General features: G+C 57.2%; 25 protein-coding genes, 1 pseudogene and 1 other annotated feature. Of the genes and pseudogenes, 15 read left to right on the forward strand and 11 right to left on the reverse strand.

The features are described from left to right. The first annotated feature begins 132 nt into the window (after positions 1-132). The 14 genes from thrS to selO all read left to right on the forward strand — a co-directional run bounded on the left by thrS (position 133) and on the right by selO (position 12,828). The gene (gene thrS / locus ACOTZF_RS02080; RefSeq protein WP_013097005.1) at positions 133-2,061 is read left to right on the forward strand and encodes a threonine--tRNA ligase; all 1,929 of its coding nucleotides are present in this window, start codon (positions 133-135) and stop codon (positions 2,059-2,061) included. Positions 2,062-2,064: 3 nt separating this feature from the next. Continuing rightward, entirely contained in the window at positions 2,065-2,607 is a 543-nt protein-coding gene (gene infC, locus ACOTZF_RS02085; RefSeq protein WP_023616141.1) for a translation initiation factor IF-3, read from the forward strand. Positions 2,608-2,704: 97 nt separating this feature from the next. Continuing rightward, a complete protein-coding gene (gene rpmI / locus ACOTZF_RS02090; RefSeq protein WP_001124225.1) occupies positions 2,705-2,902 on the forward strand; it encodes a 50S ribosomal protein L35 in 198 nt (65 codons plus the stop codon). Between the two features lie 50 nt (positions 2,903-2,952). Then, on the forward strand, positions 2,953-3,309 hold the full coding sequence (rplT, locus tag ACOTZF_RS02095) for a 50S ribosomal protein L20 (protein ID WP_000124850.1): 357 nt from the start codon (positions 2,953-2,955) through the stop codon (positions 3,307-3,309). A gap of 178 nt (positions 3,310-3,487) precedes the next feature. Continuing rightward, positions 3,488-3,612 (forward strand) — a sequence feature (Phe leader region). Beyond that, complete coding sequence (gene pheM, locus ACOTZF_RS02100) at positions 3,493-3,537, forward strand: pheST operon leader peptide PheM (RefSeq protein ID WP_001386830.1); 45 nt, start codon at positions 3,493-3,495, stop codon at positions 3,535-3,537. It overlaps the preceding feature by 45 nt. A 62-nt stretch (positions 3,613-3,674) precedes the next feature. Then, complete coding sequence (pheS, locus tag ACOTZF_RS02105; protein ID WP_129252790.1) at positions 3,675-4,658, forward strand: phenylalanine--tRNA ligase subunit alpha; 984 nt, start codon at positions 3,675-3,677, stop codon at positions 4,656-4,658. A 15-nt stretch (positions 4,659-4,673) separates the two neighbouring features. Further along, the gene (pheT, locus tag ACOTZF_RS02110; protein ID WP_040019679.1) at positions 4,674-7,061 is read left to right on the forward strand and encodes a phenylalanine--tRNA ligase subunit beta; all 2,388 of its coding nucleotides are present in this window, start codon (positions 4,674-4,676) and stop codon (positions 7,059-7,061) included. 4 nt (positions 7,062-7,065) lie between these two features. Beyond that, positions 7,066-7,365 (forward strand): integration host factor subunit alpha, encoded by a 300-nt coding sequence (gene ihfA, locus ACOTZF_RS02115; RefSeq protein WP_013097001.1) that lies wholly within the window; start codon positions 7,066-7,068, stop codon positions 7,363-7,365. 103 nt (positions 7,366-7,468) lie between these two features. Further along, positions 7,469-8,449, forward strand: a complete 981-nt coding sequence (gene btuC / locus ACOTZF_RS02120; RefSeq protein WP_129252792.1) for a vitamin B12 ABC transporter permease BtuC — start codon at positions 7,469-7,471, stop codon at positions 8,447-8,449. Positions 8,450-8,471: 22 nt separating this feature from the next. Next, positions 8,472-9,023, forward strand: coding sequence for a glutathione peroxidase (locus ACOTZF_RS02125; protein WP_129252794.1), 552 nt, complete (start codon positions 8,472-8,474; stop codon positions 9,021-9,023). Continuing rightward, positions 9,023-9,778 (forward strand): vitamin B12 ABC transporter ATP-binding protein BtuD, encoded by a 756-nt coding sequence (btuD, locus tag ACOTZF_RS02130; protein WP_013096997.1) that lies wholly within the window; start codon positions 9,023-9,025, stop codon positions 9,776-9,778. Before ACOTZF_RS02125 ends, btuD begins: the two co-directional genes overlap by 1 nt. 74 nt (positions 9,779-9,852) lie before the next feature. Next, positions 9,853-10,317, forward strand: coding sequence for a C40 family peptidase (locus ACOTZF_RS02135; protein ID WP_023620702.1), 465 nt, complete (start codon positions 9,853-9,855; stop codon positions 10,315-10,317). Positions 10,318-10,610: 293 nt separating this feature from the next. Beyond that, positions 10,611-11,321, forward strand: a complete 711-nt coding sequence (locus ACOTZF_RS02140) for an EAL domain-containing protein (RefSeq protein ID WP_038980279.1) — start codon at positions 10,611-10,613, stop codon at positions 11,319-11,321. A 64-nt stretch (positions 11,322-11,385) separates the two neighbouring features. After that, entirely contained in the window at positions 11,386-12,828 is a 1,443-nt protein-coding gene (selO, locus tag ACOTZF_RS02145; protein WP_129252796.1) for a protein adenylyltransferase SelO, read from the forward strand. Between the two features lie 39 nt (positions 12,829-12,867). On the opposite strand, the gene ACOTZF_RS02150 is transcribed toward selO, so the two are convergent. The 5 genes and pseudogenes from ACOTZF_RS02150 to ACOTZF_RS02170 all read right to left on the reverse strand — a co-directional run bounded on the left by ACOTZF_RS02150 (position 12,868) and on the right by ACOTZF_RS02170 (position 17,640). Next, on the reverse strand, positions 12,868-13,638 hold the full coding sequence (locus ACOTZF_RS02150; protein ID WP_013096993.1) for a 3-hydroxybutyrate dehydrogenase: 771 nt from the start codon (positions 13,636-13,638) through the stop codon (positions 12,868-12,870). Between the two features lie 10 nt (positions 13,639-13,648). After that, positions 13,649-15,039: pseudogene (locus tag ACOTZF_RS02155) on the reverse strand (GntP family permease). Positions 15,040-15,082: 43 nt separating this feature from the next. After that, complete coding sequence (locus tag ACOTZF_RS02160; RefSeq protein ID WP_047023718.1) at positions 15,083-16,264, reverse strand: acetyl-CoA C-acetyltransferase; 1,182 nt, start codon at positions 16,262-16,264, stop codon at positions 15,083-15,085. A gap of 9 nt (positions 16,265-16,273) precedes the next feature. Continuing rightward, entirely contained in the window at positions 16,274-16,930 is a 657-nt protein-coding gene (locus ACOTZF_RS02165; protein WP_020688356.1) for a CoA transferase subunit B, read from the reverse strand. Positions 16,931-16,932: 2 nt separating this feature from the next. Next, the gene (locus ACOTZF_RS02170; RefSeq protein ID WP_013096989.1) at positions 16,933-17,640 is read right to left on the reverse strand and encodes a CoA transferase subunit A; all 708 of its coding nucleotides are present in this window, start codon (positions 17,638-17,640) and stop codon (positions 16,933-16,935) included. Positions 17,641-17,780: 140 nt separating this feature from the next. Here ACOTZF_RS02170 and ACOTZF_RS02175 point away from each other — a divergent pair, with 140 nt between their 5' ends. After that, a complete protein-coding gene (locus ACOTZF_RS02175; RefSeq protein ID WP_038980284.1) occupies positions 17,781-18,692 on the forward strand; it encodes a LysR family transcriptional regulator in 912 nt (303 codons plus the stop codon). Here ACOTZF_RS02175 and ACOTZF_RS02180 read toward each other — a convergent pair. The 6 genes from ACOTZF_RS02180 to hemP all read right to left on the reverse strand — a co-directional run bounded on the left by ACOTZF_RS02180 (position 18,671) and on the right by hemP (position 24,571). Then, positions 18,671-19,450, reverse strand: a complete 780-nt coding sequence (locus tag ACOTZF_RS02180; RefSeq protein ID WP_038980285.1) for a heme ABC transporter ATP-binding protein — start codon at positions 19,448-19,450, stop codon at positions 18,671-18,673. The genes ACOTZF_RS02175 and ACOTZF_RS02180 overlap by 22 nt on opposite strands. After that, entirely contained in the window at positions 19,443-20,435 is a 993-nt protein-coding gene (locus tag ACOTZF_RS02185; RefSeq protein ID WP_129252798.1) for a FecCD family ABC transporter permease, read from the reverse strand. The genes ACOTZF_RS02180 and ACOTZF_RS02185 overlap by 8 nt, the downstream gene beginning before the upstream one ends. After that, positions 20,435-21,256 carry a heme/hemin ABC transporter substrate-binding protein gene (locus ACOTZF_RS02190; RefSeq protein WP_058651494.1) on the reverse strand — a complete coding sequence of 274 codons (822 nt, stop codon included), beginning with the start codon at positions 21,254-21,256 and terminating at the stop codon, positions 20,435-20,437. Before ACOTZF_RS02190 ends, ACOTZF_RS02185 begins: the two co-directional genes overlap by 1 nt. Further along, positions 21,253-22,281, reverse strand: coding sequence for a hematinate-forming heme oxygenase ChuS (gene chuS, locus ACOTZF_RS02195; RefSeq protein WP_058651495.1), 1,029 nt, complete (start codon positions 22,279-22,281; stop codon positions 21,253-21,255). The genes ACOTZF_RS02190 and chuS overlap by 4 nt, the downstream gene beginning before the upstream one ends. Positions 22,282-22,326: 45 nt before the next feature. Continuing rightward, positions 22,327-24,312 (reverse strand): TonB-dependent hemoglobin/transferrin/lactoferrin family receptor, encoded by a 1,986-nt coding sequence (locus ACOTZF_RS02200; RefSeq protein WP_095439341.1) that lies wholly within the window; start codon positions 24,310-24,312, stop codon positions 22,327-22,329. Positions 24,313-24,388: 76 nt separating this feature from the next. Then, positions 24,389-24,571, reverse strand: a complete 183-nt coding sequence (gene hemP / locus ACOTZF_RS02205; protein ID WP_020688348.1) for a hemin uptake protein HemP — start codon at positions 24,569-24,571, stop codon at positions 24,389-24,391. Positions 24,572-24,815 lie beyond the last annotated feature (244 nt).

Below are 24,815 nucleotides of genomic sequence, written 5' to 3' on the forward strand. Positions count from 1 at the left end.
TTGGCAGGTGCAGGATGACGAGCCAATTTGACGATTGTTGGTCAGATGGTGTCGTAATCTCTTGTTAAACTATGATTATTTTCTTTGTATATGCTCTTATGTGTGGGGCATCACTGCAAATAAGGATATAAAATGCCTGTAATTACTCTTCCTGATGGCAGCCAACGCCATTTCGACCACGCCGTTAGCCCAATGGATGTTGCCCTGGACATCGGTCCTGGACTCGCGAAAGCGACCATCGCGGGCCGTGTGAACGGTGAGCTGGTTGATGCATCCGATCTGATCGAAAACGACGCGCAACTCTCTATCATCACCGCAAAAGATGAAGAAGGTCTGGAGATCATTCGTCACTCCTGTGCGCACCTGTTAGGTCATGCCATCAAACAGCTGTGGCCAAACACCAAAATGGCGATCGGCCCGGTTATCGACAACGGCTTCTACTACGACGTTGACCTTGACCACACCCTGACCCAGGAAGATATCGACGCGCTCGAGAAACGTATGCACGAGCTCGCCGAAACCAACTATGACGTCATTAAGAAGAAAGTCAGCTGGCACGAAGCGCGTGAAACCTTCGTGAAGCGTGGCGAGAGCTATAAAGTCTCTATTCTTGATGAGAACATTGCTCATGATGACAAGCCTGGCTTGTATCATCACCAGGAATACATCGACATGTGCCGCGGGCCGCACGTGCCGAACATGCGCTTCTGCCATCACTTCAAACTGATGAAAATTGCTGGCGCCTACTGGCGTGGCGATAGCAACAACAAGATGTTGCAGCGTATTTATGGTACCGCGTGGGCAGATAAAAAAGCCCTGAACGCCTACCTGCAGCGCCTGGAAGAGGCGGCGAAGCGTGACCACCGTAAAATCGGTAAACAGCTTGACCTGTACCATATGCAGGAAGAAGCACCGGGTATGGTCTTCTGGCATAACGACGGCTGGACTATTTTCCGTGAACTGGAAACCTTCGTGCGTTCCAAGCTGAAAGAGTACCAGTATCAGGAAGTGAAAGGTCCGTTCATGATGGACCGTGTGCTGTGGGAAAAAACCGGCCACTGGGACAACTACAAAGATGCGATGTTCACCACCTCTTCTGAGAACCGTGAATACTGCATCAAGCCAATGAACTGCCCGGGCCACGTTCAGATCTTTAACCAGGGTCTGAAATCTTACCGCGATCTGCCGCTGCGTATGGCAGAGTTCGGTAGCTGCCACCGTAACGAGCCATCAGGTGCGCTGCACGGTCTGATGCGTGTTCGTGGATTTACGCAGGATGATGCGCATATCTTCTGTACTGAAGATCAGGTACGTGATGAAGTTAACGCCTGTATTCGTATGGTCTACGATATGTACAGTACCTTTGGCTTCGAGAAGATCGTGGTCAAACTCTCAACGCGTCCGGAAAAACGTATTGGTAGCGATGAGACCTGGGATCGTGCAGAAGCGGATCTCGCCGTGGCGCTGGAAGAGAACGGAATTCCGTTTGAATACCAGCTGGGTGAGGGCGCCTTCTACGGTCCGAAAATTGAATTTACCCTGTATGACTGTCTCGACAGAGCTTGGCAGTGCGGCACAGTACAGCTGGACTTCTCCCTGCCTCAGCGTTTAAGCGCCTCTTATGTTGGCGAAGACAACGAGCGTCAGGTCCCTGTAATGATTCACCGTGCTATTCTCGGTTCTCTGGAGCGCTTCATTGGCATCCTGACCGAAGAGTTCGCGGGCTTCTTCCCAACCTGGCTTGCGCCGGTGCAGGTAGTGGTCATGAACATTACCGATTCTCAGGCGGATTACGTTAAAGAATTGACGCAGAAACTACAAAATGCGGGCATTCGCGTAAAAGCAGACTTGAGAAATGAGAAGATTGGCTTTAAAATCCGCGAGCACACTTTACGTCGTGTCCCGTATATGTTGGTCTGTGGTGATAAAGAGGTGGAAGCAGGCAAAGTTGCCGTTCGCACCCGCCGTGGTAAAGACCTGGGCAGCCTGGACGTAAGTGAAGTGATTGAGAAGCTGCAACAAGAGATTCGCAGCCGCAGTCTTCAACAACTGGAGGAATAAGGTATTAAAGGCGGAAAACGAGTTCAAACGGCACGTCCGAATCGTATCAATGGCGAGATTCGCGCCCAGGAAGTTCGCTTAACAGGTCTGGAAGGCGAGCAGCTGGGGATTGTGAGTCTGAGAGAAGCAATCGAAAAAGCTGAAGAAGCTGGAGTAGATTTAGTTGAAATCAGCCCTAACGCCGAACCGCCAGTTTGTCGTATCATGGACTACGGCAAGTTCCTTTATGAAAAAAGTAAGTCTTCTAAGGAACAGAAGAAGAAGCAAAAAGTTATCCAGGTTAAGGAAATTAAATTCCGTCCTGGTACCGACGATGGCGATTATCAGGTAAAACTCCGCAGCCTGATTCGCTTTCTGGAAGATGGCGATAAGGCCAAGATCACACTGCGTTTCCGCGGTCGTGAAATGGCCCACCAACAGATTGGTATGGAAGTGCTTAACCGCGTCCGTGACGATCTGAGTGAACTGGCAGTAGTCGAATCCTTCCCTACGAAGATCGAAGGCCGCCAGATGATCATGGTGCTCGCTCCTAAGAAGAAACAGTAAGGCCTTCAAGCAGCAAAATCTGTGGAGCCTTCGGGCCTCATAGGTTTTGCTCGCCTATGTTTCGTTTATTTAACAATGCGAAGTGGAAGTTATTAAAATGCCAAAAATTAAGACCGTACGCGGTGCTGCTAAGCGCTTCAAAAAAACCGGTAAAGGTGGTTTTAAGCACAAGCACGCTAACCTGCGTCACATTCTGACTAAGAAAGCTACCAAGCGTAAACGTCACCTGCGTCCAAAAGCCATGGTTTCTAAAGGCGATCTGGGCCTGGTTATCGCGTGCCTGCCGTACGCATAAGTCGTTAACGTTTAACTTTTTTAACTTAGAATAGATACAGGAGAGCACACATGGCTCGCGTAAAACGTGGTGTAATTGCACGTGCACGTCACAAGAAAATTTTGAAACAAGCTAAAGGCTACTACGGTGCGCGTTCACGCGTATACCGCGTTGCCTTCCAGGCTGTTATCAAAGCAGGTCAGTACGCTTACCGTGACCGTCGTCAGCGTAAGCGTCAGTTCCGTCAACTGTGGATTGCGCGTATCAACGCAGCAGCACGTCAGAACGGTATTTCTTACAGCAAATTCATCAACGGCCTGAAAAAAGCCTCTGTTGAAATCGACCGTAAGATCCTGGCTGACATCGCAGTATTCGACAAAGTCGCGTTCACCGCGCTGGTCGAAAAAGCGAAAGCAGCACTGGCATAAGCCAGTTGAGAGAGGGGGCCTGGCTCCCTCTTTTCATATACCCGTCATACTTCAAGCTGTACCTGCGTTGGCTGCGTTCGTTCCGAATTATTTAGGGTATAACCTTATCAGAAGATTGACTTTTATCCGTGCAGGCTTTTCAATAAGGTCTTAACGGTTTTTACCACACAAGGTAACGCAAGCATGAATGCTGCTATTTTCCGCTTCTTCTTTTACTTTAGCACCTGACTTCAGGAGGCTAGCGCGTGAAAGATGAAACGAAAAACAGCGCCAGATAAGCCTCCCGATGGAGGCTTTTTTTGTGCCTGAATTTGAGAGAATACGTCCACCAAATCGGTGTCTGTACCGACATAATGAGGAAAATCATGTCACATCTCGCAGAGCTGGTTGCCAGTGCAACAGCCGCCATTAATCAGGCCTCAGATGTTGCCGCGTTAGACAATGTCCGCGTCGAATATTTGGGTAAGAAAGGGCATCTGACCCTTCAAATGACTACCCTGCGTGAGTTGCCGCCGGAAGAGCGCCCGGCAGCCGGTGCGGTGATAAACGAAGCCAAAGAGCAGGTTCAACAGGCTCTGAACGCGCGTAAAGCGGCGCTGGAAAGTGCCGTGCTGAATGCGCGTCTGGCGGCAGAGACGATCGATGTTTCTCTGCCTGGGCGCCGTATCGAAAACGGTGGCCTGCATCCGGTGACCCGCACCATCGATCGTATTGAAAGTTTCTTCGGTGAGCTCGGCTTTACCGTGGCGACTGGCCCGGAAATCGAAGATGATTACCATAACTTCGACGCTCTGAACATTCCAGGCCATCATCCGGCACGTGCTGACCACGACACTTTCTGGTTCGACGCCACCCGTCTGCTGCGTACTCAGACCTCCGGCGTACAGATCCGTACCATGAAGGAGCAGGAACCCCCGATCCGTATCATTGCACCGGGCCGCGTCTACCGTAACGATTACGATCAGACCCACACCCCAATGTTCCACCAGATGGAAGGGCTGATCGTTGATAAAAACATCAGCTTCACCAACCTGAAAGGCACGCTGCACGACTTCCTGAACCACTTCTTTGAGGAAGATCTGCAGGTTCGTTTCCGTCCGTCCTATTTCCCGTTCACCGAACCGTCTGCGGAAGTGGACGTGATGGGCAAAAACGGCAAATGGCTGGAAGTGCTGGGCTGCGGCATGGTGCATCCGAACGTACTGCGCAACGTGGGTATTGACCCGGAAGTTTACTCCGGCTTTGCGTTTGGGATGGGCATGGAGCGTCTGACCATGCTGCGTTATGGCGTGACCGATTTGCGTGCATTCTTCGAAAACGATCTGCGTTTCCTCAAACAGTTTAAATAAGGGCAGGACAGAACAATGAAATTCAGTGAACTGTGGTTACGCGAATGGGTGAACACCACACTGGACAGCGAAGCGCTTTCCAACCAGATCACCATGGCGGGTCTGGAAGTTGACGGTGTAGAGCCGGTTTCTGGCGCCTTCACCGGCGTGGTCGTGGGCGAAGTGGTTGAATGCGGTCAGCACCCTAACGCTGACAAACTGCGCGTCACCAAAGTTAATGTGGGTGGCGATCGTCTGCTGGATATCGTCTGCGGCGCGCCAAACTGCCGTCAGGGCCTGAAAGTGGCCGTGGCGACTGTCGGCGCTGTGCTGCCGGGCGATTTCAAAATTAAAGCGGCCAAACTGCGCGGCGAGCCGTCTGAAGGCATGCTGTGCTCGTTCTCCGAGCTGGGTATTTCCGACGATCACAACGGCATTATTGAACTGCCGCTGGATGCGCCAATCGGCACCGATATCCGCGAATACCTGAAGCTCGATGACAACACCATCGAAATCAGCGTGACGCCAAACCGTGCGGACTGCTTAGGGATTATCGGCGTGGCTCGCGATGTTGCGGTGCTGAACCAGACCGAACTGAACGCGCCGGAGATTGTCCCGGTTGCTGCTACCATCAGCGACATCCTGCCTATTCAGGTAGACGCGCCTGAAGCCTGCCCACGCTACCTCGGTCGTGTGGTGAAAGGTATCAACGTCAAAGCGCCAACCCCGCTGTGGATGAAAGAAAAACTGCGTCGCTGCGGTATCCGTTCTATTGATGCGGTTGTTGACGTGACCAACTATGTTCTGCTGGAACTGGGTCAGCCAATGCACGCGTTCGATAAAGATCGTATCGACGGTGGGATTATCGTGCGTATGGCGAAAGAGGGTGAAACCCTGGTTCTGCTGGACGGCAGCGAAGCAAAACTGAATGCCGACACGCTGGTGATTGCCGATCACGGTAAGGCGCTGGCGATGGGCGGGATCTTCGGTGGCGAACACTCTGGCGTGAACGATGAAACGCAAAACGTTCTGCTGGAATGTGCCTTCTTCAGCCCGCTCTCTATTACCGGTCGTGCGCGTCGTCATGGTCTGCACACCGATGCCTCTCACCGCTACGAGCGCGGCGTTGACCCGGCGCTGCAGTACAAAGCGATGGAACGTGCGACCCGTCTGCTGATCGACATCTGCGGCGGCGAAGCGGGCCCGGTTATTGATGTAACCAACGAAGACACCCTGCCGAAGCGCGCGACCATTACCCTGCGTCGCAGCAAGCTGGATCGCCTGATTGGCCACCACGTTGCCGATGCACAGGTCACCGATATTCTGAAACGTCTGGGTTGCGACGTGACGGAAGGGCAGGACGAGTGGAAAGCCGTTGCGCCATCATGGCGTTTCGACATGGAGATTGAAGAAGATCTGGTGGAAGAAGTGGCCCGCGTCTACGGCTACAACAACATCCCTGACGAGCCGGTACAGGCCGGTCTGGTGATGGGCTCCCACCGTGAAGCCGATCTCTCCCTGAAGCGTGTGAAAACCATGCTGAACGACAAAGGTTATCAGGAAGTGATCACCTACAGCTTTGTCGATCCTAAGCTGCAGCAGCTGATCCATCCAGGCCAGGAGGCGCTGATCCTGCCAAGCCCGATCTCCAGCGAGATGTCGGCGATGCGCCTGTCTCTGTGGACCGGCCTGCTGGGCACGATTGTCTACAACCAGAATCGTCAGCAAAACCGTGTGCGAATTTTCGAAAGCGGTTTGCGCTTTGTGCCGGATAATCAGGCAAATTTAGGCATCCGTCAGGATCTCATGCTGGCTGGCGCCATCAGCGGTAATCGCTATGAAGAGCACTGGGACCTGGCAAAAGGCACGGTTGATTTCTACGATATGAAGGGCGATCTGGAAGCGATTCTCGATCTGACCGGTAAATTATCTGAAATTGAATTCCGTGCAGAAGCCATTCCGGCACTCCATCCGGGTCAAAGTGCGGCTATCTATTTAGCGGGCAAACGCATTGGTTTTATTGGCGTTGTTCATCCTGAGCTGGAACGTAAACTGGACCTGAACGGCCGTACCATCGTGTTTGAGCTGGAATGGAGTCCGGTTGCAGACCGCGTGATTCCACAGGCGCAGGACGTCTCTCGCTTCCCGGCAAACCGCCGTGATATCGCGGTTGTGGTCGCTGAAAACGTGCCTGCAGCAGATATTTTGGCCGAGTGTAAGAAAGTTGGCGTAAATCAGGTAGTTGGCGTAAACTTATTTGACGTGTACCGCGGCAAGGGCGTAGCAGAAGGTTTCAAGAGCCTCGCTATCAGCCTTATCCTTCAGGATACCAGCCGTACACTCGAAGAAGAGGAGATTGCCGCTACCGTCGCCAAATGTGTAGAGGCATTAAAAGAGCGATTCCAGGCATCATTGAGGGATTGAACCTATGGCGCTTACAAAAGCTGAAATGTCAGAATATCTGTTTGATAAGCTTGGGCTTAGCAAACGGGATGCCAAAGAGCTGGTAGAGCTGTTTTTCGAAGAGATCCGTCGTGCTCTGGAAAATGGTGAGCAGGTAAAACTCTCCGGCTTTGGCAATTTTGATTTGCGAGACAAAAACCAACGTCCGGGCCGTAACCCGAAGACGGGGGAAGATATTCCCATTACAGCCCGCCGCGTGGTGACCTTCAGACCCGGACAGAAGTTAAAAAGCCGTGTCGAAAACGCAACGCCCAAAACAGAGTAATATGAACTAACTAAAAAGGCCGCTTTCGCGGCCTTTTTTCTTTGCTCTCGCTGGCAAACCCGCCGTAAAATCAATTACATCTCACGCTAATAAAACCGTACACATGCTTGATTTTGCCCATCGCCAACAGCGTTCCGATCGACGCCGCCTGCTTTTGCTGGTGCTGCTGCTTTTTGTTGCCGCCGGTTTCAGCCTGTGTGCCGGCGACCAGTGGCTAAGCCCGGCACGCTGGTTTGGTCCTGAAGGGCAGCTTTTCGTCTGGCAAATTCGTCTGCCGCGCACGCTGGCGGTGATCCTGGTCGGTGCCGCGCTGGCGCTCTCAGGCACCATTATGCAGGCGTTGTTTGAAAACCCTCTGGCAGAGCCGGGGCTGCTCGGTGTCTCAAATGGCGCCGGTGTAGGGCTGATTGCCGCGGTGATGCTCGGCGGTGGGGCGCTTTCCCCCTGGGGCGTTAGCCTCAGCGCCATTTTCGGGGCATTGCTGATCACCCTTATTCTCCTGCGCTTCGCACGACGCCATTTATCAACCAGTCGGCTGCTGCTTGCCGGGGTTGCGTTGGGGATCATCTGCAGCGCGTTGATGACCTGGGCGGTCTACTTCTCCACCTCGTTCGATCTGCGTCAGCTGATGTACTGGATGATGGGCGGGTTTGGCGGCGTAGACTGGCGGCAGGGCTGGCTGATGATGCTGCTGGTCCCGGTCATACTGTGGGCGGGCGTGCAGTCGCAGCCGCTGAATATTCTCGCTCTTGGTGAAACCTCAGCCCGCCAGCTTGGGATGCCGATTGGCGTCTGGCGCAACGCGCTGGTGATTGCAATCGGCTGGCTGGTGGGAGTGAGCGTGGCGCTGGCGGGGGCGATTGGCTTTATCGGGCTGGTTATCCCGCACATGCTGCGTCTGTGTGGCATCACCGACCATCGAATCTTACTTCCCGCCTCGGCAGTGGCCGGTGCGGCAACGCTGCTGGTGGCGGATATCATCGCCAGGCTCGCCCTGAACGCCGCTGAGTTGCCCATCGGTGTGGTCACCGCCACGCTGGGCGCGCCGGTGTTTATCTGGCTACTATTAAAAGCTGGACGTTAAATCGATAACCTGAGGAAATGCTATGCAGTCTGATATTCTGAATACCGAAGTGACCACCATCGACGGGGACAAAACCACCCTGGAACGCTACAAAGGCAACGTGTTGCTCATTGTGAACGTGGCCTCCAAATGTGGTCTGACGCCGCAGTACGAGCAGTTGGAGAACATTCAGAAAGCCTGGGAGAAAGACGGCTTTACCGTGCTGGGCTTCCCGTGCAATCAGTTCCTGGGTCAGGAGCCGGGCAGCGAAGAGGAGATCAAAACGTTTTGCAGCACCACCTATGGCGTGACGTTCCCGATGTTCAGCAAAATTGATGTGAATGGCGAAAATCGTCACCCGCTGTATGCCAAACTGGTGGCCGCCGCGCCGACCGCCGTGGCACCGAAAGGCAGTGGCTTTTACGAGCGTATGGCCAGCAAAGGGCGAGCACCGCTCTATCCGGACGACATCCTGTGGAATTTCGAAAAATTCCTGATTGGTCGTGACGGCCAGGTCGTTCAGCGTTTTTCTCCGGATATGACGCCTGAAGATCCTATCGTCATGGAGTCAATCAAGCTGGCGCTGGCGAAATAATGACGCAGCTGATGCAGCTCACGGACGTTGCCGAGACGGGGCGTCTGGAGCCGGTGACGGCGGCCATCCGTGCAGGTGAAATCCTGCATCTGGTGGGGCCGAACGGGGCAGGGAAGAGTACTCTGCTGGCGCGCATGGCGGGGCTGACCGTCGGGCCAGGCTCGATCACCTTGCTCGATAGCCCCCTGAGTGACTGGTCGGCGGTCGCGCTGGCGCACCGGAGGAGCTACCTTGTTCAGCAGCAGGTCCCGCCGTTTGCGATGCCGGTCTGGCACTATCTGATGCTGCATCTGCACGATAAACAGCAGACCGCGCTGCTCACCGAAGTGGCGGCAGCGTTGGGGTTAGAGGACAAACTTTCCCGGCATGCCAGCCAGCTTTCCGGTGGCGAGTGGCAGCGCGTCCGTCTGGCGGCGGTGATCCTTCAGATCCATCCGGCGGGCAACCCTCACGGGCGACTGTTGTTGCTGGACGAGCCGATGAGCGGTCTGGACGTGGCGCAACAGGCGGCGCTGGACACGCTCCTCAGCGCGCTGTGTCGACAAGGCATTGCCGTGGTGATGAGCAGCCATGACCTGAACCATACGCTGCGCCATGCGCACAGCGTCTGGCTTCTGGCGCGCGGGAAGATGATTGCCAGCGGCACGCGCGATAGCGTCCTTACGCCGCCAAATCTCGCTCGTGCTTACCATATGCCGTTCCGCAGGCTGGATATCGAAGGGCATAAGATGCTGATTTCTACCGCACACGAGTAACCGTTTCTTGCCTGTTAGCGCCATTGCACGCTAAATTACGAAAAGAATAAAAAAAGCAGAGGATTCGTCTGGACATGCGATTCTGGTTTCTCATGGTGGCAGCGTTATTTCTTGCGGGATGCAGTAGCCATCGCGCACCGCCGCCTAACCCACGACTTTCAGATTCAATCACTGTGATTGCCAGCCTGAACGATCAGCTGAGCAACTGGCGCGGGACACCGTATCGCTACGGTGGCATGAGTCGCGGTGGGGTGGATTGCTCCGGCTTTGTGCTGATGACGTTCCGGGATAAGTTTGATTTGCAGCTTCCACGCGAAACGCGCAAACAGGCTGAAATCGGTACCGAAATTGATAAAGATGAGTTGTTACCCGGCGACCTGGTTTTTTTCAAAACCGGCTCGGGTGAAAGTGGTCTGCATGTTGGCATTTATGATACGGATAACCAGTTTATTCATGCCTCGACCAGTCGTGGGGTGATGCGTTCTTCGCTCGATAATGTTTACTGGCGTAAAAATTTCTGGCAGGCACGACGTATTTAGTCCGCCACCGACCACGCATTTCTGACGGCATGGCACAATTAAACCATGCCGTTTTTTTGCAAATAAGATGATTAAAGTTAAATTTACAACAAATTACTTATGTCCTTATGTGTCTGTTTTATCTAAAACTGGCTATTACGCAGCAACCAGGATAAGATTATTTTAGATTCAGGGATAAATCTGTAAATTAATACGGATCTAATGAAATTAAACTTATTAAAATCAAGACAGTGGAATTGTGTCAGCAATTGCTCCAGGATGTCCTCTCTCATCTTTAATGCGGGGCGAGTGCAATGATTATTACGTTAGATAATGCCTACCAGTCTGAGCTGTTGCTCCAGCCTGCCCGCAATAATGCCGGTGAGCTTAAAGGATTAGAGGTGACGGTTAACTTTACTGGCGTCGGCAGCGATGTACGGATCCCCACTGAACTCGTTATCCCGCGTCTGACACCGGCAGAAGAGTTAGCGCTGTTTCAAGAAAAACTGCAATTGCTTGATACCTGTAAACTGTTTTTTATTCAGCATCAGTTAATTGCATGGATCAATATTACACCTGTAATAGTTGAGTTTTTATTAAGTAATGGGAACGCTGTTTCAATACTTGAGCGTTATCCGTTTCTTGAGTTTACTGTTAATGAGAATTATCCAGGTTTAAATAACGGAAAAGACGATCCCGAACTGGCGAGAATGGCGATTCATTTTCCGCTGGTGCTGGCAAACTTTGGTGCCGGTGAAGCCTCGCTTAAAGCCGTTTATGATGGTTTGTTTAAACGTGTCATTCTGGACAAAGGGTTTATCCAGCAGCACGCGGCAGCGCTTTCTTTTGAGCCCTTTATGCGCGCTATTCTGTGGCAAATAACGTCACATTGTCAGTCTGTGCTCGTCGCCGGTATTGACGATCATGCCCTGTTGCAGCGCGTTTTATCCTTCAACTTTGGTGCCATGCAGGGGGCGCTGTGGCCAGCCGTCTCTGCAGAGCGCGTCACCACGCTGGTTCAGTGATAACCCTTTCTTTCGCCCGTGTTTAAGTCCGGGTAAACCCTCTACACTAAAAGCAGGAGGACTTATGACCCTGTCTTTTACTGCGCACTGGCATGACGAGTTGCCGGGTTTTTATACCGCACTCAAACCAACACCATTACATCATTCCCGTCTTGTCTGGCATAACGATTCGCTGGCGAACGACCTGGCTATCCCACCGGAAATGTTCCAGCCTTCAGACGGCGCGGGCGTCTGGGGAGGGGAAACGCTGCTCGATGGCATGCAGCCCCTCGCTCAGGTCTATAGCGGACACCAGTTTGGCGTCTGGGCGGGACAGCTGGGGGACGGCCGTGGGATCCTGCTCGGCGAACAACAACTCCCCGGCGGAGAGACGGTCGACTGGCACCTGAAAGGGGCGGGTCTCACACCCTATTCACGCATGGGCGACGGGCGCGCGGTACTGCGCTCAACCATTCGTGAAAGTCTGGCGTCGGAAGCGATGCATGCGCTGGGTATTCCCACCACGCGCGCGCTGACGATAGTGACCAGTGACACCCCGGTGGTCCGCGAAACGGTAGAGAAAGGCGCCATGCTGATGCGCATTGCGCAAAGCCATCTGCGTTTCGGCCATTTTGAACACTTTTATTATCGCCGCGAGCCGGAAAAAGTACGCCAGCTTGCCGATTACGCCATCCGACGGCACTGGCCGCAGTTACAGGACGAGGCCGACAAATACCACCTCTGGTTCCAGGATGTGGTTGCCCGCACGGCAATCATGATTGCCCGCTGGCAGTCCGTAGGCTTTGCTCATGGCGTGATGAACACCGACAACATGTCAATTCTGGGGCTGACCTTTGATTACGGTCCGTTTGGTTTTCTCGATGACTATCAGCCGGGGTATATCTGCAACCACTCGGACTATCAGGGGCGCTACAGCTTTGACAATCAGCCGGCGGTGGGGCTGTGGAATCTGCAGCGTCTGGCGCAATCCCTGTCGCCGTTTATCGACGTTGATGCCCTGAATGATGCGCTCGACGGCTATCAGGAGACATTGCTGCGCGAATACGGCACGCTGATGCGCAACAAGCTGGGGCTGATGACGCAGGAGAAGGGCGATAACACTATTCTGAATGGCTTGTTTGCGCTCATGGCGCGTGAGGGCAGCGACTATACCCGTACCTTCCGTATGCTCGGCCAGACAGAGCAGCATAGCCCCGCCTCACCGCTGCGCGATGAGTTTATCGACCGACAGGCGTTTGACGACTGGTTTGCCACTTACCGCTCGCGCCTGCAACAAGAGCAGGTGGATGACGCGACCCGGCAGGCGCAAATGAACGCGGCGAACCCGGCGATGGTCTTGCGCAACTGGCTGGCGCAGCGGGCGATTGAGCAGGCGGAGCAAGGTGAATATGCGGAATTACACCGGCTGCACGTAGCGTTGCGCACGCCGTTTGCCGACCGGGACGACGATTATGTCAGCCGCCCGCCTGACTGGGGCAAGCGGCTGGAGGTCAGCTGCTCAAGCTAATGTTATGGCCGGGAAGCACAGGCTTGCCCGGCCGATACGTCACTGGGCGACCCACCCGCCGTCCATATTCCACGCCGCGCCCCGCACGTGCACGGCGCTGTCGCTACATAAAAACAGCGCCAGTTCACCCAGCTGTTCTGGCGTAACAAACTCTCCTGATGGCTGTTTCTCCGCAAGCAACTGCTCGCGCGCCCGATCCGCAGGCACACCTTCTGCGATACGTTTGTCGATCTGCTGCTGAACCAGCGGCGTAAGCACCCATCCCGGGCAGATGGCGTTAGCAGTAATACCGGTGCGGGCAGTCTCCAGCGCCAGGGATTTTGTAAAACCTACCACCCCATGCTTGGCAGCGACATAGGCTGATTTCTCTTTCGATGCCACCAGCCCATGCACGGAGGCGATATTAATGATGCGTCCCCAGTTTTTCTCGCGCATTGCAGGCAGCGCCAGTCGGCTGGTGTGAAACACCGACGACAGGTTAATGGCAATAATGTCGTTCCATTTCTCCACCGGGAACGCCTCAACCGGGGCGACATGCTGTATCCCGGCATTATTGATAAGAATATCCACTCCGCCGAACTGCGTGTCGGCGTAGCGCATCATCGCGTCGATTTGCAGGGCGTCACGCAGATCTGCATCGTGATAGCCCGGTTTTTTCCCCAGCCGGGCGATCTCTTCTCTTGCTGCGTCACTGTCGCCAAAACCGTTGAGGATCAGCTGCGCTCCGGCCTTTGCCAGTACGCGGGCGATGCCCAGACCAATACCGCTGGTCGAGCCGGTCACCAGCGCCGTTTTACCGTTCAGATTCATTTTATTCTCCTTACACAATGCCGGTGAGATAGAACACGGCAATGACAAAAAGCACCGCCAGACTTTTGATGATCGTGATGGCGAAAATACCGCCATAGGCCTGACGATGGCTAAGACCGGTGATGGCCAGCAGCGTAATCACCGCGCCGTTATGGGGGAGTGTATCCATGCCACCGCTGGCCATAGAAGCCACCCGGTGCAGGACCTCCAGCGGAATATTCGCGGCGTGGGCGGCGGCGACAAAGCTGTCTGCCATGGCCGCAGCGCAATGCTCATCCCACCTGAAGCCGAACCGGTGATCCCGGCGAGAACGGTTACGCTGATCGCTTCATTCAGTAACGGGTTCGGAATAGCCGCCAGCGCATGGGATAAGACCAGAAAGCCGGGCAGGGCGGCGATAACTGCACCGAAACCATATTCCGAGGCGGTATTCATCGCCGCCAGGATCGCGCCGCTCACTGCCGTCCGGCTGCCTTCCGCCAGACGTCCCCGGATATTGCGAAAGCCAAAGATCAGCACCAGCACGATACCGGAAATCAGCGCGGCTTCCACGGCCCAGATGGCGGTGATCTTGCTGACCTCGGTCACAATCGGCTTTGCCAGTCCGGGCAGGGTCAGCTCGTGGCTGGTGCCATACCAGCCGGGGATCCAGCGGGTAAACAGCAGGTTGAGGATCCCCACCACCAGCAGGGGGGAAATCGCAATCAGCGGATGGGGAAGGTTAATGTTGTCCGGCGTTTCCGGTTCGTTTTTCAGATCCGTGCCGTAACCTTCATTGTTATTGAGCGCTTTCCGCCGCTGGCGCTCCAGCCAGAGCAGGCCAAAGCAGATAATAAACAGCGAGCCAATCAGCCCCAGCCAGGGGGCAGCCCAGGCATTAGTGCCGAAGAAGCTGGTGGGGATAATATTCTGGATCTGCGGCGTGCCGGGCAGGGCGTCCATGGTGAACGAGAACGCCCCCAGCGCCACGGTCGCCGGGATCAGCCGTTTGGGGATCCCGCTCTGGCGAAACAGTTCGGCGGCGAAAGGATAAACGGCAAACGCCACCACAAAGAGCGACACGCCGCCGTAGGTTAACAGCGCGCAGACCAGCACAATCACCGGAATGGCGTGGCGGCGGCCAAGGATTTGAATCGCTGCGGCAACAATGGAGCGTGAGAAGCCGGAGAGTTCAATCAGCTTGCCAAACACGGCGCCCAGCAGGAACACCGGGAAGTAGAGCTTGACGAAGCCCACCATCTTTTCCATAAACAGGCCGGTAAACGTCGGGCCGACAGCGCCCGGGTCGGTTAACAGCACGGCACCCAGCGCCGCAATGGGCGCAAAAAGAATAACGCTATATCCGCGATAGGCCGCCAGCATCAGCAGCGCCAGCGCCGCCAGGGCAATTAACACACTCATTGCGACTCCTTACTGTTGTTATATTCGGGTACTCACGAGAGGTTTAACGCTCGACGGTCAGCGCAATGCCTTGCCCGCCGCCTATGCACAGAGTGACCAGCCCTTTTTTGGCGTCACGGCGCTGCATTTCATGCAGCAGCGTCACAAGGATCCGACAGCCGGATGCACCAATCGGATGGCCCAGCGCGATAGCGCCACCGTTAACGTTCACCTTGCGCGCATCCCAGCCAAGCAGGTTACCAACCGCCAGCGCCTGCGCGGCAAAAGCTTCGTTGGCTTCGATGAGATCCACCTCATCCAGCGTCCAGCCTGCCCGCGCCAGCGCGGTCTGGCAGGCGCTGACGGGGCCGATGCCCATTACGGACGGGTCGACCCCGGTAACGGCGTAGCTCACGATCCGGCCCAGCACCGGTAGTCCGCTCGCCCGCGCTTTTTCTTCGCTCATCAGCAACACCGCGGCGGCGCCATCGTTCAGGGTGGAGGCATTCCCCGCCGTGACCGTGCCGTCCTCCTGGCGAAACGCGGGGCGCAGTTGCGCAAGCTGTTCTGCGGTGGTTCCTGGCCGGGGTTGTTCGTCATGACGAATCACCAATGGCGGCTTCTTGCCCTGTTTCACCGTTACCGGGGTAATCTCGGCCTCAAAGCGAGCAGATTCGATGGCAGTCGCCGCCTTTTGCTGTGACCCGGCGGCGAAGGCATCCTGCTGCTCGCGTGAAATGCCGTGCTGCCGGGCGACGTTTTCCGCGGTGATCCCCATGTGGTAATCGTTAAACGCATCCCACAGGCCGTCGACGATCATGCTGTCCTGCAGGCCTGTGTGGCCAAAACGCAGCCCGGAACGGGCGCCATCCAGCAGGTAAGGGGCATTGCTCATGCTCTCCTGACCGCCCGCGATCACCACCTCTGCGTCTCCACAGCGGATAGCCTGTGCCGCAAGCTGTACCGCCTTCAGCCCCGCGCCGCAGACCAGATTGACCGTGGTGGCAGGGGTACTGACGGGCAGCCCGGCGGCGATAGCCGTCTGACGTGCCGGGTTTTGTCCGCAGCCTGCCGTCAGCACCTGCCCAAAAATCAGTTCGTCTGTGTCACCTGCCGAAAGCGAGCTCTCCTCAAGCAGGCGGCGCACCGCGACAGCACCAAGTTCAACGGCGGAAAGGGGAGAGAGCGAACCGCGAAAACTGCCAATCGGCGTTCGCGTTGCCCCGACTATCATGACGTTTTTCATGTTGAGTCCTCAGCTAAAGCGCATTTCGCGAACGTCGTCCGCCACGATGATTTTTCCGGCAGTTTTGCTGACGATCTCGTCAATGCCGACGCCGGGGGCGTATTCACGCAGAATGAACGCACCGTCTTTAATTTCCAGCAGGGCCAGGTCGGTTAACACCCGGCGGATGCAGCCCACGCCGGTGAGCGGTAGCGTGCAGCGCGACAGCAGTTTGGACTCACCGCTCTTCGACGCGTGGGTCATCACGACAATGATGTTCTGCGCCCCGGCGACAAGATCCATGGCGCCGCCCATGCCTTTCACCATTTTTCCGGGGATCATCCACGAGGCGATGTTGCCTTCCACGTCCACCTCAAACGCCCCGAGCACCGTGAGGTCGACGTGACCACCGCGGATCATGGCGAAGGACTGGGCCGAGTCGAAAATGGCGGCACCGGTTCGCGCGGTGACGGTCTGCTTACCGGCGTTAATCATGTCGGCATCAAGGCTCTGCGCATCGGGAAATTCCCCCATCCCCAGCAGTCCGTTCTCTGACTGGAGCATCACGTCCATGCCGGCCGGGATGTAGTTCGCCACCAGCGTCGGGATACCGATCCCCAGGTTGACGTAGTAACCGTCGCGCAGTTCGCGGGCGACGCGCATGGCCATCTGTTCGCGGGTTAACATGGTCAGACTCCCTCTGCGCGCAGCGTGCGCTGTTCAATGCGTTTCTCAAACTGGCCGACAATCAGCCTGTCGACATAAATTCCCGGGGTGTGAATGGCGGACGGCGGCAGCTCACCCGGCGGGACAATCTCTTCCACCTCCACCACGGTTATCCGTCCTGCGGTGGCCATTAGCGGGTTGAAATTTTGCGCGGTGTGGCGGTAGATAACGTTGCCGTACCAGTCCGCTTTCCAGCCTTTGATCAGCGCAAAATCGCCGGTAATAGCCTCTTCAAGGATGTAGTGCTTACCGGCAAACTGACGTACCTCTTTCCCGGCGGCCACGGGCGTGCCATAGCCGGTGGCCGTGTAAAATGCCGGAATACCGGCCCCGCCCGCGCGCACCTTTTCGGCCAGCGTGCCCTGGGGCGTCAGCTCAACCTCCAGCTCGCCGCTCAGCACCTGCTGTTCGAACAGCGCGTTCTCGCCGACGTAAGACGCCACCACCTTCCGCACCTGGCGCGTCTCCAGCAGCAGCCCGAGCCCGAAACCATCCACGCCGCAGTTGTTCGATACCACCGTCAGGCCCTGCACCTGACGGCGTTTGACTTCCGCAATCAGATTTTCAGGAATACCGCACAGGCCAAAGCCGCCCGCCAGCAATGTCATCCCGTCCGCCAGCCCCTCCAGCGCCTGCGCATAGCTGCCGACGCGTTTATCCAGTCCTGCCATAGCCATCCCTCCTGTTGTCCGTGGCGGTATCATTGGGGGCGACGACTCTTTTGTTAATTTTGAATTTGTGACTCACTCATTTGGTTTTTTTATTAATTTCCTGTTAACTAAATTTTTTCAATTAGTTAACAGGATGAAAAATGAGAATGAGTGTCAAACAGTTACGCGCGTTTTTAGCGGTAGCTCACACTCTCAATTTTGCGCACGCCAGCGAACGGTTAAATCTTTCTCAGCCTGCCCTCAGCCTGACGATTAAAGGGCTGGAGGATGCGCTGGGGGGCCCGCTGCTGCAGCGAAGCACGCGTAAGGTCACCCTGACGCAGGAGGGCGAAACCTTTTTACCGATGGCGCGGCAGCTGCTGGCTGACTGGGATAACGTGGAAGAGGCAATGCACCAGTGCTTTACGCTGCAGCGCGGCAAAATCTCGGTCGCGGCCATGCCGTCGTTTGCGGCTAACGTCCTGCCGGAGGTGCTGAAAGCGTTTCGCGATCGCCATGCCGGGATCAACGTCACCGTGCATGATGTCATCAACGAACAGGTGATTGAGATGGTGCGGGAAGGGCGGGTCGAGATGGGGATCGCCTTTGAACCAGCACCGACGCATAACCTGCTGTTTACGCCGCTGGGCCTCGACCGGTTTGTCGCCATTGTGCCGAAAGCGTCCCCCCTTGCGGTGAAAAAACGCCTCTCCTGGAATGAACTGCTGACGCTGGATTTCATTACCCTGCAGCGCCCCTCGGCGGTGCGCCTGATGATGGAAGAGGAGCTGGCCCGTAGCGGCCGCAAGCTGGAGGTGGCGCTGGAGAGCCATCAGCTGGTGACGGTAGGAAGGATGGTCGCCAGCGGGCTGGGCGGCAGTGCCGTACCGGCGCTGTGCGAGGCGCAGATGGCATCGCTGGGTGCGGTCTGTATTCCGCTGGACAGCCCGCCGATAGAAAAATGTATCGGGGTGATCCATCCAGGGCACACGCAGCTCTCAAAAGCGGCGCATGCCCTGCTGGAAACCCTGAAAGATTTTTATCAGCCCGATCAGGGGGCGAGAAACACCTGAGGTGCAGCATGAGCCGGGTGTCGGCCAACCTGCACCTGCGCGCCGTACCAGCGCGTCAGCGTATCGGCCTGCAGAACCGCCTCCGGGGCCCCGTGAGCGACCATTTTGCCGTTATGTAACAGCAGGATCCGATCCGCCCACAGCGCCGCCAGATTGAGATCGTGCAGCACAACACAGACATGCAAATGCCCCCTACGGGTCAGGGAAGAGAGCAGGCGCAGCAGATGCTGCTGGTGGTAAAGATCCAGCGCGGACGTGGGTTCATCCAGAAACAGCCAGCCGCGCGGCGCACCGTCGCACCAGAGCTGTGCCAGCGCGCGGGCGAGTTGAACGCGTTGCTGCTCCCCGCCGGAGAGCGCCGCAAACTGCCTGCCCGCCAGCGGTAAACAGCCGGAGATGGCCATCACCTCCTCAATCACCGACGCCTCAGGGCGGCGCGTCCACGGCGCACGCCCCATCCCGATCACCGCTTCTACCGGCCAGTCGAATCCGAGCTGGGTATTCTGGCGCATGACCGCCCGGTAGCGGGAGAGTCTGTCCGGCGGCCAGGCCGCAAGCGGCGTTCCCGCCAGACTGCACCGTCCGCTCTCGGGTTTGAGATAGCCGGTAAGCAGGCGTAACAAGGTCGATTTCCCGGCACCGTTGGGGCCAATCAACGCCACCAGTTCGCCCTGGGAAAGGGTCAGCGACACGTTGTCGATCAGCGTCCGTTGCCCGGCGTGAAAGACAATATTTTCCGCACAGTAGCGTTCAGCCATGCGCACCTCCGCGACGAAAGATAAGCCACAGGAACCACGGCGCACCGAGAAGGCTGGTCAATAAACCGACCGGCATTTCCGCCGGGGCGACCAGGGTACGCGCCAGCGTATCGGCAGCCAGCAACAGCAACGCACCGGCCAGTACCGAGCCGGGGATCACCGCCCGGTGGTCGGCCCCCAGCCACATGCGCACCAGGTGTGGCACCACAAGGCCAACAAAGCCGATGACACCGCTGACGGCCACCGCGGCGGCCACCAGCAGGGCGCTGCACAGCAGCAGGAGCCGCTGTACAACGGCCACCTCCACCCCGAGGTAGTGCGCCTCTTCCTCGCCAAGCTGCAACAGGTTGAGGGCACCAGCCAGGCGCCAGATAACCAGCACGGTGGGAACCATCAGCGAGCAGACGGCCAGCAGCGTTGACCACTGGGCCTGGCCGAGGCTGCCCATGCCCCAGAGTGAGAGCTGGCGAAGCTGGGCATCATTACTGAGCCATGACAGCACGCCGACGGCCGCCCCGCACAGGGCATTGATGGCAATCCCCACCAGCAGCAGTCGCGACAGGGAACTGTCACGTTGCCGGCTAAGCAGGAAAATGACGAATGTGGCGGCCAGCGCGCCGAGAAACGCCGCCAGCATCGGGGCGTACAGTATCACCAGCGCGGGCAGCGAGAGCGGAATAACCACCCACAGCGCAACGGCGAGTGCTGCGCCGCTGCTGATCCCCAGCAGGCCCGGGTCGGCCAGCGGGTTACGAAACAGTCCCTGCATCACACAGCCCGCCAGCGCCAGTGAGCCGCCGATTGCCAGCGCCAGCAGCACGCGGGGCAGGCGGATCGTCAGCCAGATCTGACGCAGCGCGTCGTCGCTGCCGCTCCACAGCAGGCTGACCGGCAGGCGCAACGCGCCCACACCGCTGGCCGCCAGCGTCATGACGGCCAGCAGCGCGGCCAGCAACCACAATGCCAGAACGGCGCGTCGGGACATCAGGGCAGTTGCTCCGCTTTACGGCGTAACTGCTGGATCGCCTGTGGCGTTCGCACGCTAAAGCCCAGCAGCGCCATATCGTCGATGGCCAGCATCTGCCGGTGACGTCCCGCTGGCGTTTGCGCCAGACCGGGCAGTTGCCACACCGCATCCGCCCCACCCAGAGCGTTCACGCCATCCTGAGAGATCACCACCAGGTCGGGCTGACTGGCGATAACGCCTTCCTGAGACAGCGGCTGATAGCGAGTGAAGCCCTGCATCGCGTTCTGCAGCCCTGCCGCACGAATGGCAGCATCCGCTGCGGTTTGTTGCCCGGCGGCCATCGCGGTCATCCCGCCGTGGTTGAGAATAAACAGCACCCGTTTATTGAGCGGTGACGCGGGAAGCGCCGACAGCGCCTGACGCAGCGAGTTGCGCAGGGTTTTCCCTTCTGCCTCGCGGTGCGTCGCCTCAGCGATAACCCGAACCTTTTCATCGATAACACTGAGGTCATTGCCTGCCGGAACGGTGATCACCCTGACGTGACTCTGCTCTACCTGTTTTAACGCCAGAGACGGCTGTGCCTGTGCACTGGCCAGCACCAGCGTGGGGCGCATGGACAAAATGCCTTCGGCATTTAGCTGGCGCAGATAGCCCACGTCCGGCAGCGTGTTCGCCGCCTGTGGCCACTGGCTGGTGCTGTCGCGTGCCACCAGCGAAGACGCCGCGCCGAGCGCATAGACAATCTCGGTAACGTCGCCGCCGAGCGCGACGATTTTCTCCTGCGGCGCAGCAAATGCCAGCAGCGGCAGAGCGCTGATCAGGGCAAGCCATTTTTTCATGCGGCCAGCCCTTTTGCCGTTAAGGCGTCGATCTGGCTGCGCCACTGGCTCTGCTCGGGTTCGCCTTCGCTCCGCTGGCCGTACAGCTGGGCAATCTGCGTGCCGTCGGCGGCAAACAGCTCCAGGCTGGTGACATGCCCGTCAGCCGTCGGTTTGCGCGTGACCCAGGATTCTGCGATGGCGCCTTCCAGCAGATGGAGGGTGAAAGCCGGGTTGAAGATGTTCAGCCAGCCCTTCATCGGCATCAGTTTTTCCACCACGCCGGTGAAGATCTGCACGCAGCCGCGGTTGCCGACGAAAATCATGATTTCGTTCCCGTCCTGGCGCGCCGTTTCCAGCAGCTGGGCCAGCGCGGTGTTGTCGACCCTGCAGGCCAGATCGTCGCCCACCAGGCGAAACGCCTGCTGGCGGCTGAGGTTGTGGCGCTTGAGCAGGCTGAAGAACTGATGCACGTCGGTCATGGCACGCCACTCTGTGTCCACGAGTGAGGCGTCCGGGTTTTCAGCGTGAGCCGGGACATCGGCCGTTTTCAACGCCAGCGGCGGATTCCCGGCAAAGATAAAGCGGGTGAGCAGATCGCCCCAGGCGGTGAGGTCGGTGTTATCCGTGGCGTAAACCTTCAGCAGGGCGTCGCCCTGGTGGTCGAAGAACTGAATGCTCTGCCGCTCACCGCGGGCGGTGGCCTCGCTGATGTGAAATACGCTCGCCCACTGGTTAAGGAACAGGCGCAGATCCAGCGCGCGCGGGTTGAGGATCAGCCCGGCGTGGCCGCTCAGGTGTTGATGTGTAAAGGCGCCGACCTGCTCGTGAACGGCGTAGTCGTTGCGGCAGATGCATTTGGTTTCGCCCACCGCTTCCAGCGCGGCCAGGATCTCGCGGGCATCACCGCGCAGGCGCCAGGCGTCATGGCCCACACGGGCGAAGGTCAGCTCGGCTTCGCTGATGTTCATTAAACCTGCAATGTCGCGCGCGTACTTACCCGGATTTTCTTCTTTTAGCTCAAGCCAGCGTGTGTAGTGATTCATTGTCTTTTCCTCTCAAAGCATTGCCCCGGCCAGCCGGGGCGGGGATTACCATTGATAACTGACGAAAATCTTCCCGTTTCGGCCATCCTGCGGAATACCCTGTGGCGACCAGTATTGTTTGTCGAAGGCGTTGCCCAGCACCAGCGTCGTGGTGACGCCTTTAAGCTGCGCCTGGCCGGTGTAGCTCACGTAGAAATCGTTAACCGCGTAGCCGGGCTGCTCGCTGTAGCTGCTGCTGATGTGCGTTGAGCGATCGACAAAGGTGCCGATCCAGCCGACGGAGAAGCCGCTTTGTGCCAGCGGAATATCCAGCTTGCTGGTGACGGTATCCGGGTTAATGCTGGAAATGTACTCGCCCGTGTCGGTATCTTTTCCGCGCGTGCGGTTATAGGCGAGGTCGAGGTTGAACAGGTCGGCGGAGTATTTCGCCATCACGTCCCAGCCCCAGATTTTGGCGTTCGGGACGTTATATGACATGGTGGTCGCCGCCGCAAAATCGACGGTGGTGGAGATGTAGTCTTTGGCGTTGGTATCGAAATAGCTGGCTTTAAACTCCAGCGCATCGTTGGCCAGCATCAGATCATCAAAGCGCAGACCAAAACCATACTCCTGCGTTTCGTTGGTTTCCGGGCGCAGATTGGGGTTGGGCACCCAGTAGTTGGTATAGAAGCGGCCAATGGAGAAGTGTTTGGCGTCGTTATACATTTCGCCCATGGTTGGCGCGCGGAACGCCTGCGCGTAAGAGCCGAACAGCATCAGCCAGTCGGTCGGGCTGACGGTTAACCCGGCACGGGAGGACCACTTATCGGCATCCACATCTTTGTAGCCGTCGCTGCTGCCGCGGTAGTTGTCGTAGCGCGTGCCGCCAAGAAGGGTCACGGGGAGGTCGCGCAGGGTGATTTCATCCTGCAGCCAGCCGGAGCTGAAATCGATTTGTGCCTGCGGGAAGCCCGTTGTTGCCCCGCCCGGGCGTTGCTCCTGACGATAATACTCACCGCCGTAGGTCAGCAGATGTGAGGCAAAGGAATCGCTGAACAGGCGGGTGCGGTTCTCCACTTTGCCGCCTTTGGTGGTCTGTTTGCGAAATTCACCGCTGCCGTCGATGTTCTGGGCGTTGATACGCGCTTCGGACCAGTAAATTTTCGCGTCGGCGTTCAGCCAGTCGTTACCCTGTGGAGCAAGGTGATAGCCGAGCTGCGCGTCACGCTGGATGGTGGAGCGGTCGGTCAGCGGGTTACTGCTGCTGTCTGCTGCACTGGTTTGCGGGTTTTTCGGCTCCTGTGCGGCGTTATTGTAATAGCGCAGGGAGCCGCTCAGGCTCTGGGCCGCGTCGATTTTCCAGCTGCCCTTCGCCAGCATGTTCTGAATGGATTCGTCGTTCGGGGCGGTGGTACCGTCACTCTGGCGCAGATCGCCGCGATCCCGGCTCGACCAGGAGACCAGCCCGTCCAGGGTATCGGTGCGGCCATAGGCGCTGGCCCCCATGCCGATGCTGTGATCGCCCGTCGCACCGGTAGCGAACACCCGATAGCCGCTGTTTTTACCCAGCTCAAGCAGATCTTTGGCATCAACGGTGTCATAGGCTATCACACCGCCCAGCGCGCCGCTGCCGTACAGCAGGGCCGACGGACCGCGCACCACTTCGATACGTTTAATCAGCGCCGGATCGAGGAACGTGCTGTTCAGGTGGCCGGTGTCGGTTCCCTGGCGCACGCCGTCAACCAGTACCAGCACGCCGCGACGGTCATAACCGCGCAGGTTAACGTCCTGGCCGTTGGTACGTCCGGTGCCATCGAGCGTCAGGCCGGGGACGTTACGCAGCAGGTCGGCCGCCGAGCTGGCGGTCTGTTTATCCGGTGTGCTGGCGTCAATCACGCTCACCATCATGGGGGCTTCGAAGGCGCTACGGGCGTTACCCGTGGCGGTCACGGTCATTTCATCTGTGGTAGCAAACGCGACGCCCGGCAGGGTGCTGACAATCGCCAGCGCCAGAAGTGACGGACGTAAAGGCGCGGAAGGCAGGTGTGGCATAGCAACTCTCCATTAAGAATTGAAAGCGCTGGCTGCCTGGGGTTCACCTGGGTGGCTGGCGGAGTTTTTGTGTTGTTTATTTTGTGAGGATCAATTTTCCGGCATGGGTCTGGCGCAGCAGGTAGCGTTGACCGTCATGCTCGATAATGACCCGTCCCTCATCGCCCAGCAGGGTTTTGCTGTCAATGCGACGCTCGGCGGGGGCGGATGCTGTGTCTGTTTTTGGCGGCGTTGCCGCAGTGTTATCCGTACGTGACATAATGTTTATAAATAACAATCAATGTAACAATGATAATCATTATCAATAAACTGCAAATTCGCGGCAAGCGTTTTTGTGAAAAAAGGGTGAGAGGATCAAATTTGTGGGTGAAGTGCGGTCAGATGCCCTCACCCCGACCCTCTCCCACAGGGCTGAGGGATCCCCAGTAATATGGTCATGCCACCATGACCATATTACTGTACTCTTTACCCAGCTTTTTCATCTCGTTAACTATATTCAGGCG

It is taken from the genome of Enterobacter cloacae complex sp. SHL021 (genome assembly GCF_049237765.1).
Taxonomy (GTDB): domain Bacteria; phylum Pseudomonadota; class Gammaproteobacteria; order Enterobacterales; family Enterobacteriaceae; genus Enterobacter; species Enterobacter cloacae.